Source organism: Nonomuraea sp. NPDC048882 (assembly GCF_040649755.1).
GTDB classification, from domain to species: Bacteria; Actinomycetota; Actinomycetes; order Streptosporangiales; family Streptosporangiaceae; genus Nonomuraea; species Nonomuraea maheshkhaliensis.
Genome location: NZ_JBEZGB010000011.1, coordinates 200638 through 215351 on the forward strand (window position 1 = coordinate 200638; position 14714 = coordinate 215351).

At 69.9% G+C, this 14714-nt stretch carries 12 protein-coding genes; 8 read left to right on the top strand and 4 right to left on the bottom strand.

Going from position 1 to position 14714, the window contains the following annotated elements; translation table 11 throughout:
* Positions 1 to 131: 131 nt before the first annotated feature.
* On the bottom strand, positions 132 to 893 hold the full coding sequence (locus tag AB0C27_RS34830; RefSeq protein ID WP_357852952.1) for an MBL fold metallo-hydrolase: 762 nt from the start codon (positions 891 to 893) through the stop codon (positions 132 to 134).
* A gap of 96 nt (positions 894 to 989) precedes the next feature.
* Complete coding sequence (locus tag AB0C27_RS34835; RefSeq protein ID WP_357852955.1) at positions 990 to 2300, bottom strand: NAD(P)/FAD-dependent oxidoreductase; 1311 nt, start codon at positions 2298 to 2300, stop codon at positions 990 to 992.
* 198 nt (positions 2301 to 2498) lie between these two features.
* On the opposite strand from AB0C27_RS34835, the gene ligA reads away from it, so the two are divergent.
* The 4 genes from ligA to AB0C27_RS34855 all read left to right on the top strand — a co-directional run bounded on the left by ligA (position 2499) and on the right by AB0C27_RS34855 (position 7835).
* Entirely contained in the window at positions 2499 to 4586 is a 2088-nt protein-coding gene (ligA, locus tag AB0C27_RS34840) for an NAD-dependent DNA ligase LigA (RefSeq protein WP_357852957.1), read from the top strand.
* 298 nt (positions 4587 to 4884) lie between these two features.
* Positions 4885 to 5739 (top strand): helix-turn-helix transcriptional regulator, encoded by an 855-nt coding sequence (locus AB0C27_RS34845; protein ID WP_357852960.1) that lies wholly within the window; start codon positions 4885 to 4887, stop codon positions 5737 to 5739.
* Between the two features lie 169 nt (positions 5740 to 5908).
* On the top strand, positions 5909 to 6853 hold the full coding sequence (locus tag AB0C27_RS34850; RefSeq protein WP_357852963.1) for an NADP-dependent oxidoreductase: 945 nt from the start codon (positions 5909 to 5911) through the stop codon (positions 6851 to 6853).
* 25 nt (positions 6854 to 6878) lie between these two features.
* Positions 6879 to 7835 (top strand): NmrA/HSCARG family protein, encoded by a 957-nt coding sequence (locus tag AB0C27_RS34855; protein ID WP_357852966.1) that lies wholly within the window; start codon positions 6879 to 6881, stop codon positions 7833 to 7835.
* Between the two features lie 222 nt (positions 7836 to 8057).
* Here the strand turns inward: AB0C27_RS34855 and AB0C27_RS34860 are convergent, their stop codons facing one another.
* A complete protein-coding gene (locus AB0C27_RS34860) occupies positions 8058 to 8465 on the bottom strand; it encodes a helix-turn-helix domain-containing protein (protein WP_357852968.1) in 408 nt (135 codons plus the stop codon).
* A gap of 180 nt (positions 8466 to 8645) precedes the next feature.
* Here AB0C27_RS34860 and AB0C27_RS34865 point away from each other — a divergent pair, with 180 nt between their 5' ends.
* The 4 genes from AB0C27_RS34865 (at position 8646) to AB0C27_RS34880 (ending at position 13503) form a co-directional block, all read left to right on the top strand.
* Positions 8646 to 9485: an MBL fold metallo-hydrolase gene (locus AB0C27_RS34865; protein ID WP_357852971.1), complete on the top strand. Its 840-nt coding sequence runs from the start codon at positions 8646 to 8648 to the stop codon at positions 9483 to 9485.
* A gap of 263 nt (positions 9486 to 9748) precedes the next feature.
* Entirely contained in the window at positions 9749 to 10357 is a 609-nt protein-coding gene (locus AB0C27_RS34870; RefSeq protein WP_357852974.1) for a restriction endonuclease, read from the top strand.
* A 174-nt stretch (positions 10358 to 10531) separates the two neighbouring features.
* The gene (locus tag AB0C27_RS34875; RefSeq protein ID WP_357852976.1) at positions 10532 to 12736 is read left to right on the top strand and encodes a hypothetical protein; all 2205 of its coding nucleotides are present in this window, start codon (positions 10532 to 10534) and stop codon (positions 12734 to 12736) included.
* 101 nt (positions 12737 to 12837) lie between these two features.
* Positions 12838 to 13503 (top strand): hypothetical protein, encoded by a 666-nt coding sequence (locus AB0C27_RS34880; protein WP_357852979.1) that lies wholly within the window; start codon positions 12838 to 12840, stop codon positions 13501 to 13503.
* Positions 13504 to 13549: 46 nt separating this feature from the next.
* On the opposite strand, the gene AB0C27_RS34885 is transcribed toward AB0C27_RS34880, so the two are convergent.
* On the bottom strand, positions 13550 to 14668 hold the full coding sequence (locus tag AB0C27_RS34885; protein WP_357852981.1) for a serine hydrolase domain-containing protein: 1119 nt from the start codon (positions 14666 to 14668) through the stop codon (positions 13550 to 13552).
* Positions 14669 to 14714: the final 46 nt, after the last annotated feature.

Sequence of the window (14714 nt, forward strand, 5' to 3'; positions counted from 1 at the left end):
GACAGTGTCAAACCTGCTCGGCATGCTCGCCACCGACCCCGACCTGCCGGCCCGCCACCGCGGCCAGGACCTGATCGCCGACATGCAGTACTACGGCCGCGACTTCGAGCACGCCCTGGCCGGCGAAGGCATCATCGACTCACTGATCGGTTCTCCCCGAGCCGGACAGAGAGTCCTTCCTCGGCCGCCAGCACCTCACCGCCGAACTCCTCCCGGGCGGCGGCCACGGAGGCGGCCCGGTCGTTGCCCGGCCAGAAGTGGGTGAGCATCAACCGGCGTGCGCACGCGCGGCGGGCCCAGTGACCGGCCTCCGTGGAGGCCAGCAGATTGCGGATGGGGCGACCGGCCTCGCCGTCGCGGTCGGTGGCCTCGACGATGAACAGGTCGGCGTCGCGCCCGAGTTCGGCGAGCGCGGGAGCCGGACCGGTGTCACCGGTGTAGGCCAGAGCGACACCGTCGGCCTCCAGGCGGATGCCGGCGTTGAGCACATAGTGCGGCAGCGACAATCCGGTCAGGGCGAATGGCCCCACCCGGTGACTGCCAGGCAGCGGATGCACGTCGAAGACCGCGTGGAGGTCCACATCGGGCTCCAGGCCGCTGATCCGGTCGAGCACGCCCGGCGGGCAGTACAACGGCAGCCGTGGGCCACCGGGGTCGCCGTAGAACCGCATCCGGAACAACCCGTGCAGGTCAATGCAGTGGTCGGGATGCTCGTGAGTAATAACGACAGCGTCCACCGCGCCGTCCGGCCAGTGCGCGAGCAACCGCGGCAGCGTGGCGTAACCCAGGTCGAGCAGCAGCCGGTAACCGTCCCAGTCCACCGCGAACCCGCTGCAGGCACGGCCCGGCTCGGGAAACGCACCACAACTGCCGAGGACGGTCACTTGGCGCATCCGTACAGGATGCCAGTTCCTCAGGCAGTCCTGGACGGCTCGGACGTGCGCCCCTTCGCTTCCGTGAGGCAAGCCGTGCCGTGGATCTGCCGATTCCTAGCGAACGGCCCGATCAGGGGCCGCGCGGTCGGCCGCGCGGCGCGATCTGAGGTCGGCGAGCACGGCGTCGGCGGCGCGGCGGCCGGAGACCAGGGCGCCCTGGAGCGAACCGGTGTCGCGGTGGTCGCCGCACACGTACATCCCGCTGCGCAGCCGCACGGGCCTGCGCAGCGGGTACGGCGGCGGCATCGCGGGCAGCGCCGCCGCGACCGGGTACGTGGCCACGTGCTCCCAGCCGGAGGTGTCGCCGTAGATCTCGCCCAGCCGCCGCCGGACCGGCTCCTCGTCGGTGATCAGCCCCAGCACGGACGTGGACACCAGCGCCCGCCCGTCGGAGGAGTACTCGGGGGCCGCGTCGGTGAGGACCAGGGTGTCGGTGATGGCGCCGGTCGCGTCGATGATCTGGATCGGCTCGCCCAGGGGTGAGCGCGGGGCGGCGTGGTAGAAGGTGGTCACCGCCCGCATCGGCGGCGCCTCGATCTCCCTCAGCAGCTCACCCGCCACCTTGGGGTCGGTCGCCACGACCACGGCCCGGCCATGGATCACGGAACCGTCCGCGTGCCGTACGCCGTCATGCGCGGCGTCGCCCGCGAGCCGGACACCGTCGGCCGTGACCTCGCTCACGCGGGCGCCCAAGGTGACGGTGCCCGGCGGCAGGCGGTCGGCGAGCTGGCGCGGGATCTGTCCCATGCCGAGCGCGGGCAGGCCGATGGTGCCGCGCGCGAACGACCGCCAGAACAGGTGGAAGACCCGGCTGGAGGTCTCCAGGTCACGTTCGAGCAGCACGCCGGCGAGGAAGGGCCGCATCAGGCAGTCGATCATCTTCTCCGACATGCCCCACGCGCGCAGCTCCTCGTCGGTACGCCGTTCGCGCCCGCCACGCAGCCGGGAGGCCGGCGCGGCGAGGTCGCGTGCCGTGACCGCGCCGAGCACGGCGGTGTCACGCAACGTGCCGACGCCGGACAGCGGCCCGCTCAGCGCGTGCCGGGGATGCCGCCACGGCAGCATCACCCTGGCCCGGGCCGTGCTCCCCTGCACGATCATCCCCGAGGCGAACGGCCGCACGTCGAGCGCGTCGATGTCGAGGACGCGGCGGGCCTCGGGGTAGGCGGTGTTGAACACCTGGTAACCCCGGTCGAGCCGGAACCCGTCCACGATGTCCGTACGCACCCGGCCGCCGACGCCGTCGGACGCCTCCAGCACGCGTACCGGCACACCGGCCTCGTGCAGCCGTACGGCGCAGGCCAGTCCCGCCATGCCCGCGCCGACGACGATGACGGGCGCGCGTTTTCCCCGATCCCTGTCCATGCCTGCGCCCTACCCGCGTCCGCCCAGCTCAGACCTACACCCGAGGAGCTGCGAGCCGGACAGACGGCGGCAGCAGGCGACGGGCGGCGACCGGAGAGCAACCGTTCTCTCACAGGAGACCGACCGGCTGCGAACCGTCGTCGCGTACCGGCGAATCTGGGGGGCCAGATTGTCGGTGCCGAGCGACATCATGGACCCATGACCGAGACACCCCCCATCACCATCCTGGCCGACGACACGGCCTACGCCGAGGCCGTCCAGCTGGCCGTGGACTCGGCCGCCGCCTACTACGCGGACGGCACCTCGACCCTCGACGACGACGCCTACGACCGGCTGGTCCGCGGCATCCAGGCGTACGAGGACGAGCACCCCGAGTCGGTGCTGCCGTCGTCACCGACCGGCAAGGTGGCCGGCGGGGCCGTGGTGGGCGACGTGCCGCACACCGTGCCCATGCTGAGCCTGGACAACGTGTTCGGCGCCGAGCAGCTCGCCGACTGGGCGGCGGGGCTGGAGCGCCGGCTCGGCAGACCCGTCACGGCGTGGAGCGTGGAGCCCAAGCTCGACGGCCTGGCGATCTCGGCCCGCTACCGCAACGGCCGCCTGGCCCAGCTGGTCACGCGCGGTGACGGCACCGCCGGCGAGGACGTCTCCCACGCCATCGGCACCATCATCGGTCTCCCCGACCGGCTGGCCGAGGCGGTCACGGTGGAGCTACGCGGCGAGGTGATGATGACCGCGTCGCAGTTCGAGGCGGCGTGCGCCAAGCGGCAGGCACACGACGGCACGACGTTCGCCAATCCGCGCAGCGCCGCCGCCGGCACGCTGCGCGCGCAGGACCGGCCCTACGTGTGCGAGCTGACGTTCTTCGGCTACGGCGTGGTGCCGTCCCCCGGCGACGACTCCGAGCTGGCCACGCGCCTGCGCGAGCTGCCGCACAGCCAGATCATGGAGTGGGTGGCCACGCAGGGCGTGCAGACGACCGCCGCCACGCCGGTGGCGGGCATCACGGCCGAGACGCTGGAACGGGTGCAGGAACGCGTCGGGGAGATCGCCGGCCTGCGGGCCCAGCTGCCGTTCGGCATCGACGGCATCGTGATCAAGTGTGACCTGGCCGCCGACCAGGCCGAGGCCGGGTTCAGCTCCCGCGCGCCCCGCTGGGCCATCGCCTACAAGCTGCCCGCCACCGAGAAGATCACCAAGCTGCTCCGCGTGGAGTGGAACACCGGCCGCACCGGCATCATCGCGCCACGCGCGGTGCTGGAGCCGGTCGAGCTCGACGGCAGCACCGTCACCTACGCCACCCTCCACAACGTCGCCGACATCGCCAGGCGCGGCCTGATGCTCGGCGACAGCGTGACCGTCTACAAGGCCGGCGACGTGATCCCGCGGGTCGAGGCGCCGGTGGTCCACCTGCGCACGGGCGACGAGCAGCCGATCGCGATCCCGCAGGTCTGCCCGTCCTGCGGCGACGCCATCGACACCTCCCAGGAGCGGTGGCGGTGCGTGCGCGGGCGCGGCTGCCGGGCGATCGCGTCCATCACGTACGCGGTCGGGCGCGACACCCTCGACATCGAGGGCCTGGCCGAGAACCGCATCCAGCAGATGCTCGACACCGGCCTGATCGCCGACTTCGCCGACCTGTTCTTCCTCACCAAGGAGCAGCTGCTCGGGCTGGAACGCATGGGCGAGACCAGCAGCGACAACCTGATCGCGGCCATCGAGCAGGCGAAGTCGCGCCCGCTCAGCAGGGTGTTCGCGGCACTCGGGGTGCGCGGCACGGGCCGCTCGATGAGCCGCCGCGTCGCCCGCCACTTCGCCACCATGGACGCCATCCGGGCCGCCGACACCGAGGCGATCCAGCAGGTGGAGGGCATGGGCCCGGAGAAGGCCCCGGTCGTGGTGGACGAGCTGATCGAGCTCGCCCCCCTCATCGACAAGCTGATCCGCGCCGGCGTCAACATGACCGAGCCCGGCGCCACCCCACCCTCGGCCGAGCCCAAGGAGCCGTCGGCCGACCTCCCCCTGGTCTCGATGTCGGTCGTCGTCACCGGCACCATGACCGGCCCCCTGGCCCAGCTCTCCCGCAACGAGGTCAACGAGCTGATCGAGCGAGCCGGCGGCAAGGCCAGCTCCAGCGTCTCGGCCAAGACGTCGTTGCTGGTGGCCGGCGAGAAGGCCGGCTCCAAGCGAACGAAGGCGGAGAGCCTGGGGGTGCGCATCGTCACCCCGGAGGAGTTCGCGCAGCAGGTGAACGCCTTCCTGTCGACCGACAACGTCAGCGCGTAATCCCGGCATTGCGCTATGCGGAGAAGAGCGTCCCAGGCAGCCTGGCGATTCTCAATGGATCAGTGGTGACCGACGGCTGATGTGCTCGCGGGTGCTGAAGGTGGGCGGACTCTCCCTTGGACTACGCTGACACCGCGTAGCGCCGATAGTGACGATCCTCGGTCGCTGCGCTTCCGGATCCAGCCAATGAGCGTGCGCCAATTTCAGGAGCCGCCGGCAACACCGGTCCGCTGGTCGTGGCACTGCACACAAGGCCGCCCACTAGCGCTGTCTGGACTGTCCAGGCACACTTTGGGCCGTGGAACGTCACGAGTTCGGCACCGCGGTGCGCCAATTGCGGGAGAGTACGGCCCCTGCGGCTGTCGGGCTACCGGTCGGCCGTCGGCGAGTGCAAGGGTTGCGGCGGGAGGAGCTCGGCGAGCTCGCGGGGATGTCTGCGGATTACGTACGCCGGTTGGAGCAGGGGCGCAGCCATCCGTCGGCCGGGGTGGTGAACGCCATCGCCCGTGCGTTGCGGATCGGGCGCGCGGAGTACGAGCGGCTCTGCGCGCTGGCCGGGTACGCCGCCGCGGATGGGCAGGTGCCGAACGAAGTCGGTCCGGGTGCGATGCGGCTGCTGGAGCGGTTCACCGACACTCCGATGTTCGTCTCCGATGCGGCGATGAATCTGGTCGCCGTGAACAGTGCGTTCATGGCCCTGGGTCACTGGGATCTCACCGGGGACCCGTGGGAGTGGAACATCGCCTGGCGCAGCTTCTGCGATCCGTTCAGTCGTTTCCAGCAGCCTACGGCTGACGCAACCGATCATCAGGCGATCCTCGCTGCCCGCCTGGGAAGCGCGCTGTTGCGCTACCCCGCCGACGCGTCGCTCGCCGCGCTGGTGGACGAGATGCGGAGCCGAAGCCGCCTGTTCGACACCTTGTGGCGCACGCCGCGACCGGTGGCGGCCTACGAGAGCAGTGCCGCGTTCATTCATCCGGACGGCGGCTCCGTGACGCTCGTCGGCAGCCTGCTCGCCATCCCGGGCGACGATTTGGCGGCTCTGATGCTCACCCCGGCGCCGGGCTCGGCCGATGCGGCGCGTCTCGCTGAGATCGTCGCAGACGCCGGGGAACCGACCATCATCAAGGTGGGCCAGCCTGGCCCAGGCTAACCGCGCCGGATCCTGCGAAGTTGAGTCACGTCTCCAGCAACCGCGGATCCAGTGGCTGCCTCCGGGCGGCCCTGGTGACGCGGGGCTGGACGCCTTCGTAACTCGAAGCAATGAGGCATTGCTTCACGTTCGAAGCACAGTGGCGGCACTCACGAAAGCAGGTTCAGCAATGAAGGCAGTGCGTTTTCACGAGTTCGGCGGTCCCGAGGTCCTGCGCTACGAGGACGTCGCGCAGCCCACCCCCGGCCCCGGTCAGGTCCGGATCCGCGTAGCTGCGACGTCGTTCAACGGCGTCGACGGCAACATCCGCGCGGGCTACATGCAGGGCCCGATCCCGGTCGAGCTGCCACACACTCCCGGCATCGACGTCGCCGGCACGGTTGACGCGCTCGGTGACGGCGTGGACGACGTCGCGGTCGGCGACCGGGTCATCGGCTTCCTGCCGATGACGGGGGCCGGGGCGGCCGCGGAGTATGTGATCGCGCCGGCGGAGATCCTGACGGGGGCACCCAAGAACATCCCGTTGACCGACTCGGCGGCGTTGCCACTAGTGGGCCTGACCGCGTGGCAGGCGCTGTTCGACCACGGCAACCTGACCGCCGGCCAGCGGGTGCTGATCAACGGCGCCGGCGGAGCGGTCGGCGGATACGCCGTGCAGCTGGCCAAGGAGGTCCGTGCCCGCGTGATCGCCACGGCCGGCCCACGCAACGCCGAACGTGTCAAAGCCGCAGGCGCCGACGAAGTGCTCGACCACACCACCACGGATGTGATCGCGGCGGTGACCGAGCCGGTCGACCTCGTCCTCAACCTCGCGCCGGTCACTCCGGAGCAGCTGGCCGCACTGGTCACGCTGATCCGTGACGGCGGCACCCTCGTCAATACCACCGTCTGGATGCCGGCCCCTTCCGACGAGGAGCGCGGTGTGCGGGGGATCGACCTGTTCGTCCGCAGCGACGCCGACCAACTCGCCGACCTGGCCGCTCGCGTCAGCACCGGTGAGTTGCGCGTCGAGGTCGCCCAGCGAATCCCCCTCGCGGAGCTGCCGGCCGTGCACGCCCAGGCCGCCGCGGGTGCGCTGCCCGGCAAGACCGTCATCGTCGCCCCCACCGCCTGATCCGCACCAACAAGGAGGAACGTCGATGTCTCACGACAAAGTGATCACCGTGCTGGGCGCGACCGGCACGCAGGGCGGCGCGGTCGCCCGGGCGCTGCTGGCCGACGGAGAGCTCTCCGTACGGGCGGTGACCCGCGACGCGGCCTCACCCAAGGCGCAGGCGCTGGCCGGGCTGGGTGCCCGGGTGGTGGAGGCGACCCTCACCGACGAGGGCAGCCTGCGCCGGGCGTTCGACGGGGCCTACGGCGCGTTCCTGGTCACGCCGTACTGGGAGCACCGTTCACCGGCCCGGGAATTGGCCGAGGTGAAGAACCTCATCAGCGCGGCCCAGGCAGCCGGCCTGCGGCACGTCGTGTGGTCGACGCTCGAGGACACCCGGGAGGTGATCGTGGCCGACGACGACCGCATGCCGGTCCTCGGTGACGGCTATCGGGTGCCGCACTTCGACGTGAAGGGCGGGGCCGCCGACGCCCTGTTCGCCAAGTCGGGCCTCCCTGTCACGTACCTGTTGATGTCGTTCTACTGGGACAATCTGCTCGGCCTCGCCAGACCGCAACGCGACCCGGACGGGACACTCGCCGTGCACCTCCCGCTCGGCGACACGGCGATCGCGGGCGTCGCCTCCGACGACATCGGCAAGGTGGTGCTATGGGTGCTGCGACAGCCGGCGGAGACGATCGGCCTCACGGTTCCCGTGGTCGGCGAGTACCTGACCGGTGAGCAGATGACGGCGGTGCTCGGCGAGCTGCTCGGCGAGCCGGTGGCCTACCGCCCGCCCACCCACGAGCAGTTCCGCGGCTTCGGTTTCCCCGGCGCGGACGAACTGGGAAACATGTTCCAGTACTACGCCGAGTTCCCCGAGTCCTACCTCGGCCGCCGCGACCTCGGGGCCGCGCGCGCGTTCAACCCCGATCCGCTCAGCCTGACCGACTTCCTGACCGCGCATCGGGCCGAGCTCGGCGATGCGGAGGAACTCCGGTGACCACCGGTCACGCGATGGGCCGCCCCGGCCCGCTGACCGATTCCCTGCTGTTGCGTCTGTTGCTCGACGGTCTGTCCACGTCGACCCGGCCACCCGGACCACCCGGATCCCGGCATTCTCCCCGAGAGTGAGCCGGAATCGCCCGCTCAACCACGCCCGTAGCAAGAGGTCAGACCGCGACAGGGGGACCGATGGCGCGGTCGCAAGCAGTCCTTCGACACGTCACCGGGCCGGGGCGTCGGCGGCGTCGTAGCGTTGCTGGGCGGCCTCCAGCGCCGGGGTGTTGGCGCTGAACCAGCTCAGTAGCGCGCACAGCTGCTGCGCCAGGCTCTGCCCCAGTGGCGTCAGGCTGTAGGTGACCTGCGGTGGGACGGTCGGCTCCACCTGGCGTTCGACCAGCCCGTACCGCACCACCGACTTGAGGTACTGCGACAGCATCTTCTGGCTGATGCCGTCGATGTGCCGGTGAAGGCCGGAGAAGCGCATCGGCCCAGGAGCCAGCGCAGCGATGATCAACGCGCCCCACCGGCCGGTCACCTGGGCCATCAGCGGCCGCGTCGGGCAGTCCTTGTCGAAAGACTCTGCCGGAAGCTGGGGGAGAACGTCCTTGAACTGCTCACTCACCGCCATGCCATCAGCTTACAAAAAGGTACGTACTTACAAAAAGACACCGATGCTCCTAGAGTCGATCCGCGGAACCGGCGGACAAACAAGACGAAGGGCTTCGAAGTGCTCACAAGCCGCATATCCCCGACCTTCCTGGGCTGGGACCTCGGAGGCGTCGTTGTGCGCCGAGTCGACGAGATCGACATGTCACCGGCAACCAGTCAATGGCTGCTGCCCGATGCCACACCGGAGCACTTGCGCCACCCCTGGCTGCAACCCGACTTCACCGACGGCACAGCCTTCGCGATGCACGTACACATCTTCGCGATCGAGGCGAACGGCAAGCGCATCCTGGTCGACACCGGCATCGGCAACGACAAGCCCCGGCAGATACCCGACGCCGACAACCTGCGGACCCCGCTGCTGCACGCGCTGACCGCCGCCGGGTTCGCCCCGGACACCGTCGACCTGGTGATCACCACGCACATGCACGTCGACCACGTCGGCTGGAACACTCACCTGGTCGACAACCGCTGGACACCGACCTTCCCGAACGCCCGCTACCTCACCGACCGCAGGGAATGGGACTACTGGACCGCCGCCGCCGAAAGCGACGAGGAAGTCGCCCGGACGCACCGCGACTCCCTGCGACCCATCCGCGACAACGGCCTGTACGACCTGCTCGACATCCCCGCCTCAGGCCTTGAGGTGGCCGACGGCGTCCGCCTGGTACCGACGCGCGGCCACACGCCCGGCCACCTGTCGGTGAAGCTGACCGGCACCGGCCGCAACGCGCTGATCAGCGGCGACAGCCTGCATCATCCCGTGCAACTGGCCTACCCCGACATGGGCAGCGTCGGCGACGTCGATCCCGCCGAGGCGCGAACCACCCGCCACCGCCTGCTCACCGACCTGGCCGGCACCGATGACCTGCTGCTGGGCACCCACTTCACGCACCCCACCGGCGGCCGCGTCCAGCAGCGGGACGACCGATTCCGGCTGCTGGCCGATTCCCCTGCCCTTCTCTCGCCCGCCTCGTTCTGAGGATCGATCCGAACGCCAACGCGTGACCCTTTACGACATTTCCTTCCTCATCGAAATACCCGAAATTTCCTCACAAAAAAGCCGGACTGAAATACCGCCGCCCGTGTGCTCTTCGGCACCGATTCTGTCGGTGCCATCGTTCATAATCGCCAGCGAGACCGACCTCCAGGGAGGGATTGATGGCGAGGCGACCGGGACGCTCAGGCCGATCGGGGCGATCAGGGCACCGCAGACGCCGGCGAAAGACCGGCGGAAACGAAGGGTTGTGGCTGCTCGGCATCGGGGTGATGGCCATAGCGATCACCGCCGTGGTCAAATACGTCGCGGAAAACCCGGGCTGGGCCACGACCATCGCCCTCCTTACCGTCGCAGCCCTCTGCGGCGCCCTTTTCCTCCGATATCGGGTCATCCAATCCCGTCGCATGAAATTCCTGGCAGCCAACACCGAATTGGCCAAGGTCGACCTCATGACCGGTCCCCAATTCGAGCACCTGATAGCCGAACGCATGACCGCCGACGGCTTCCGCCGCGTCCAGCAACGGGGAGGCAAGGGCGACCGCGGCGTCGACATCACGGCGACCGCACCCGGCGGAAAACCGTACGCCATCCAGTGCAAGCGCTACAGCGGCAACGTCGGAGCCCCCGAAGTCCGCAACTTCCTGGGCGCCCTCGCCAACACCTTCGCCGGCCATACGGGCGTCCTCGTCACCTCAGGCCACCTCACCAGACAGGCCCGCGAGGAAGCACTCAACGCCCGCCAACCCCTGCTGCTCGTCGAACGCGACCGCCTGGCCGACTGGCTCCTCGGCACCCTCACCCTCCTCCCCCGCCGCCCCCTGCCTCTGGTCGAAGGCGAGGAACCAGCCGGCTGACGTGCGCAAGCAGCCTGCCGCGCAGCCCCACGGCTTCCATGCACCCGACCAGCCGAGCACCACCTTCGTCATATGTGGATCCCGACCGAACGATGATCGACTTGGCAAGGGCGGCTCCGTTAATCTCGGGCGTTTCGATCTTCCCCCGCTCCTCCCCTGCCTCAGGAACCGCCCGTGCCTCGCCACGCCTTATCTCGGATCGCCGTCGCCGTCTTCGCCGTTCTGGTCGTCACGACAGGTGTGGTGGCCGTGGCGTACGGCGATGGCCGACCCCTCGTCCTGCTCGTGTACCGGATGTTCGTCGATCGTGCGCTGGCACTCGACGCGGACCTGCTGGTGATGCTGGTCGGGGTGGGGTTGGCGCAGGTCTGGGGGCTGGTGCAGATCCTGCCCGGGCGAAGGAACGGCGGGACGGCGAGCAGGCACACGCCGCCTGTCACCGCTGCCCAGTCACCCGGCACTGGCCAGAGCGACGAAACCCGCCAAACCCGCGATCAGTTCCTGCTACGAGTGGCCCTGTACGTCCTGATGGCGATCGAGCTGACCGACCGGCTGCCCTGGCCCGAGGACATACCCGAGACCGTCGCGCACTTCGCGGTCGTCGTGCTCTTCTACCGGGTGATGGGCACCGTCTCCCGGACGCTGCGGCTGGTCGTGCTGGTGGCGGGGCTGTACTGGCCGATCCTGGCGCTCGGGGCGACGGCGCTGGACCTGTTCGGGGTCGAGTTCGACACCCTTCCGCCGGGCAGCACCCTGGCTTGGGCGGTGTGGACGGTACTGATCGTGGTGGCGCAGGCCAAGGACGGCCGGTGGGGGCGGACCACGCTGTGGGCGGGGGCGGTGGTGGCCGCCGGGCCGTTCCTCATTCCGCTGGTCGCCTACCCGATCAGCCAGACCTTCGTCCTGTTTGAGGCGAGCCGACTGCTCCTGGACGTCTTCACCGTGGTGTGGCTCGGCCGATCCGCGCTCGAGGTCGGATGCCCGCCCAGGGCTCCGCGCGTGCGGGGTACCTTTCGGTGGTGGCCGTGGGAAGTGATCGCGGTCGGGCTGCCGTTGGTCCCGGCCATGGTCAACTGGACGGACGGCGTGTTCCGGTGGATCGGACCGCGAGGGGCGATCGTGTCGTGGCTCTCGGACACCGGGTGGAGCCTGCGAGAGCCCTGGCTGCTGATCGACCTTCTCATGGGATGCGGCGGAGGAGCGGCCCTGGTGCTGGCCGTCGTACTCAGGCACAGAAACGCGAGCGGAGATCGGGGGAGACTACGCCAGGGGGTCATCAGCGCGCTGCTGCTGGCAGCGGTGGCCGGGGTGGTCACTGCGGTCACCGGGGAGGGCAAGCTGGACGACGCTGTCCCGACACTTCTGGAAAATCTGATCGACTCCAGACCAGGCATCTCCCCGCTCTGGCACAGCGCCGCCTTCACCGGCTCCGCCCTCATCCTGCTGTTCCTGCACGGCGAACGGCCACGCCCCCGAAAGCCGTACCAGGTGGCCCTGGCGAGCCTGGCCACGGTCGCGTTGCTGGCCCTCGTACCCGCGTCGGACCACACACCCGGCCCGGCCACCACGAGAAGCGAGTGCGAGAACAACTCGGCGGCGACCGGTGAGCGGGCCTTCGTCTGCGCCGTACGGAAGCTGGACGCCCCACCGTTCCGTCCGAGCATGCCCGACCAGCGGCTGATCGCGTACGGGCACCGCATGTGCGGCATCTACACCCGCGGCGACGCCCGCGAGGCGGCGGCCTTCGAGCAGGCGCACAGCATCAACCTGCGCCAGCAGAAGTACCTCCTGGAGGACATCTGCCCGAAGGTCGCGGCGGAGTTCGACGCGGCGGTGGCCGAGGAGGAGGCCGAGATAGCGGCATGGGAGGCCGAGGAGCAGGCCTTGTGCGACCAGGCTCCCCGCCACCGGCCGAGGATCAAGCCGGTGCGAGCCATCAGGGAGAAGAAGCCGGTGTGGACGGAGTTGTCGCTGGAGGCGTTAGACGAGGAGGCTGACTACGACGATGATCCCTCTCGGCGGGCCGAGGAGGGTGACCTTGTCGTCACCGCGCCTGGCCGCCTCATCATCCTCATCAACACCGAGTTACGCATGTGCGTCACCACCGAGACCTACGACCGCCGCCCGCCCGTCGAGACGAAGGGCTGGGATCACGTCGTGGAGGCCGGGTACGAGAGCCGCGACGGCACACTCATACTCGGCGACTACCTCTCCGGCGTCGCGCTCCCCGACCTGGCCTCACGCGGCAAGGGCCACTACCGCGTCCGCGTCCACTACGCCTGGCTGTCCAAGAAGGGGCAGCAGCGGGCCAGCCAGCGACTGCTCATCATGGCCTATCCGGGACGCGGCGACGAGGTGATCGTCCACCGCAAGCCATGAGCGCTTCCTGGACTTGCGGGGGCCGAAAGCTTGTCGAAATCGTCGGAGCACAGTCTCATGGACCGCGTACGAGGGGTGTCGCCGAGGCGAGCGGAGCAGCTGTGGAAGGACCGATCGAGAGGGCCAAGCTGTTCTACGAGCGCGCTGTCTTCGCCGGCGAGGTCGGTGAGCTGGCGGCGGCGGAGCGGGAGCTGGACAAGGTGGAAGCCGATCTCGCCGTAGCCCGGGGACGGATCCTGCACGCGCGGTTCCTCGACGACCGGCGCGAGGATCCGCGCGAGCTGGAGCTGTTCGAGCGGGCCACCCACCTCTACCGGACCCTGGGCGACGCGACGGGCGAGGCGGAGTCCGTGTTCTGGGAGGGGTGCTTCCACCAGGTCGTACGGAGCGACCCCGGCCGCGCCGTCCCCCTCCTCCAGCAGGCGTACGAGCTGGCCACGGCCGCGGGCGACCCGTACACCCGATCGGAGGCCCTGCGGCACCTGGGGATCGCCGACCATGCCGCAGGCCGGCTGGACTCCGCACGGGAGCGTCTGGAGGCGGCGGCACGGCTGCGCCGGAAGATCGGGCTGCCGGCCGGTGTCGCCGCCGACCAGGTAGGACTGATCTACATCGCCACCGCGCAGGGCCGGCGGGACGACGCGGTGGCGCTGGCCGAGGAGGCGTACGCCACCGCCGAGGCGTGCGGGGCCCACCGCATCATGCGCCAGGTCGAGGAGGCGCGTACCCAGCTCATCGCACAGAACCTCGATCAGGGCGCACCGTGAGCCGCTGAGACTTCGCTGTCACCGGCTCACGGCTCAGGTCGCCGGCTCAGGACTGACTGCAGAGGGCCGCGTCGAGGGCGGATTCGACGTGGTCGCGGGCCTCCTGGGTCTCCGGGAGGTGGGTGACGGCGATGGCGGCGGCGCGGCCGCCGTCGGTGGCGGCGTTCGTCGTGTAGTAGCCCGGAATGGCGCCCCCGTGCCCCCAAGCCGTGCCCCCGCAGGACAGCTTGACGGCGCTGAGACCGAGGCCGTATCGGCCGCCGGGGCCCAGCTCGGGCGCCTTGACCGTGGTGCGCATCTGCTTGAGCTGCGCGGGCTTGAGGAGCTTGCCGTCGAGCAGGGCGGAGAAGAAGCGGTTGAGGTCGCTGGGCGTGGAGATCATCTGTCCAGCGGTCCAGGCCTGGGACGGCTCGAACATGGTGACGTCCGTACGCGGCTTGGCCGGGTCGTCGCGGTGGTAGCCCTTGGCGTGCGGACTGCGCAGGGTCTGGTCGCCGACGTTCGGGAAGTAGGTGTGGGCGAGGCCGATCCGGTCGATGGTCCGCTTGGTGATCTCCTCGATCGCGGGCCGCCCGGTGACCTTCTCGATGAGCAGGCCGGCGACGATGTAGTTGGTGTTGGTGTAGACCCATTTGTCGCCCGGCTCGAACTGGGCCTTCTTCTTCAGCGCCAGGTCGAGCAGGTCGCGCGGCTGGAAGTAGCTGTGCTGGTACGGCAGGGCGCCCTTGGCCAGGAAGTCGGTGTACTCGGGCAGGCCGCTGGTGTGCTGGAGGAGCTGGCGCACGGTGATGCGGCGGCCGTCGACGCCCTTGCCACGCAGCAGGCCGGGCAGGTACGTGTCGACGGACCCGTCCAGCTTGATCTTGCCCGCCCCCACCAGCTGCAGCACGGTCACGGCGGTGAAGGTCTTGGTGTTGCTGCCGATGCGCACGTACCCGTCGGCCGGCACGTCGTCGCCCGCCGTGTAATCGGTCAGCTTGCCGTGACGATCCTGGACCGAGGCCTGGACGGCGGGGAACTTGTCCTTGCCGACCAGGTCATCCAGCACGTCCTGGAGCGGGGCGGGGGCGGTGTCGGCCTGCGCCGGGGCGATGGACGGGCCGTAGAGGACGGCGAGGGCAAGGGCGGAGGCGCCGGTCCACCGGCGAGTACGTACGGGGATCATGTGGTCAAACTTACGGAAACTCCCGGAAGGTCATCGATCCCGCAGC

Bases quoted from the DNA above. Each gene is read 5' to 3' on its own strand.
- AB0C27_RS34830 (WP_357852952.1), bottom strand. From the start codon at position 893: ATGCGCCAAGTGACCGTCCTCGGCAGTTGTGGTGCGTTTCCCGAGCCG.
- AB0C27_RS34835 (WP_357852955.1), bottom strand. From the start codon at position 2,300: ATGGACAGGGATCGGGGAAAACGCGCGCCCGTCATCGTCGTCGGCGCG.
- ligA (WP_357852957.1), top strand. From the start codon at position 2,499: ATGACCGAGACACCCCCCATCACCATCCTGGCCGACGACACGGCCTAC.
- AB0C27_RS34850 (WP_357852963.1), top strand. From the start codon at position 5,909: ATGAAGGCAGTGCGTTTTCACGAGTTCGGCGGTCCCGAGGTCCTGCGC.
- AB0C27_RS34855 (WP_357852966.1), top strand. From the start codon at position 6,879: ATGTCTCACGACAAAGTGATCACCGTGCTGGGCGCGACCGGCACGCAG.
- AB0C27_RS34860 (WP_357852968.1), bottom strand. From the start codon at position 8,465: ATGGCGGTGAGTGAGCAGTTCAAGGACGTTCTCCCCCAGCTTCCGGCA.
- AB0C27_RS34865 (WP_357852971.1), top strand. From the start codon at position 8,646: ATGTCACCGGCAACCAGTCAATGGCTGCTGCCCGATGCCACACCGGAG.
- AB0C27_RS34885 (WP_357852981.1), bottom strand. From the start codon at position 14,668: ATGATCCCCGTACGTACTCGCCGGTGGACCGGCGCCTCCGCCCTTGCC.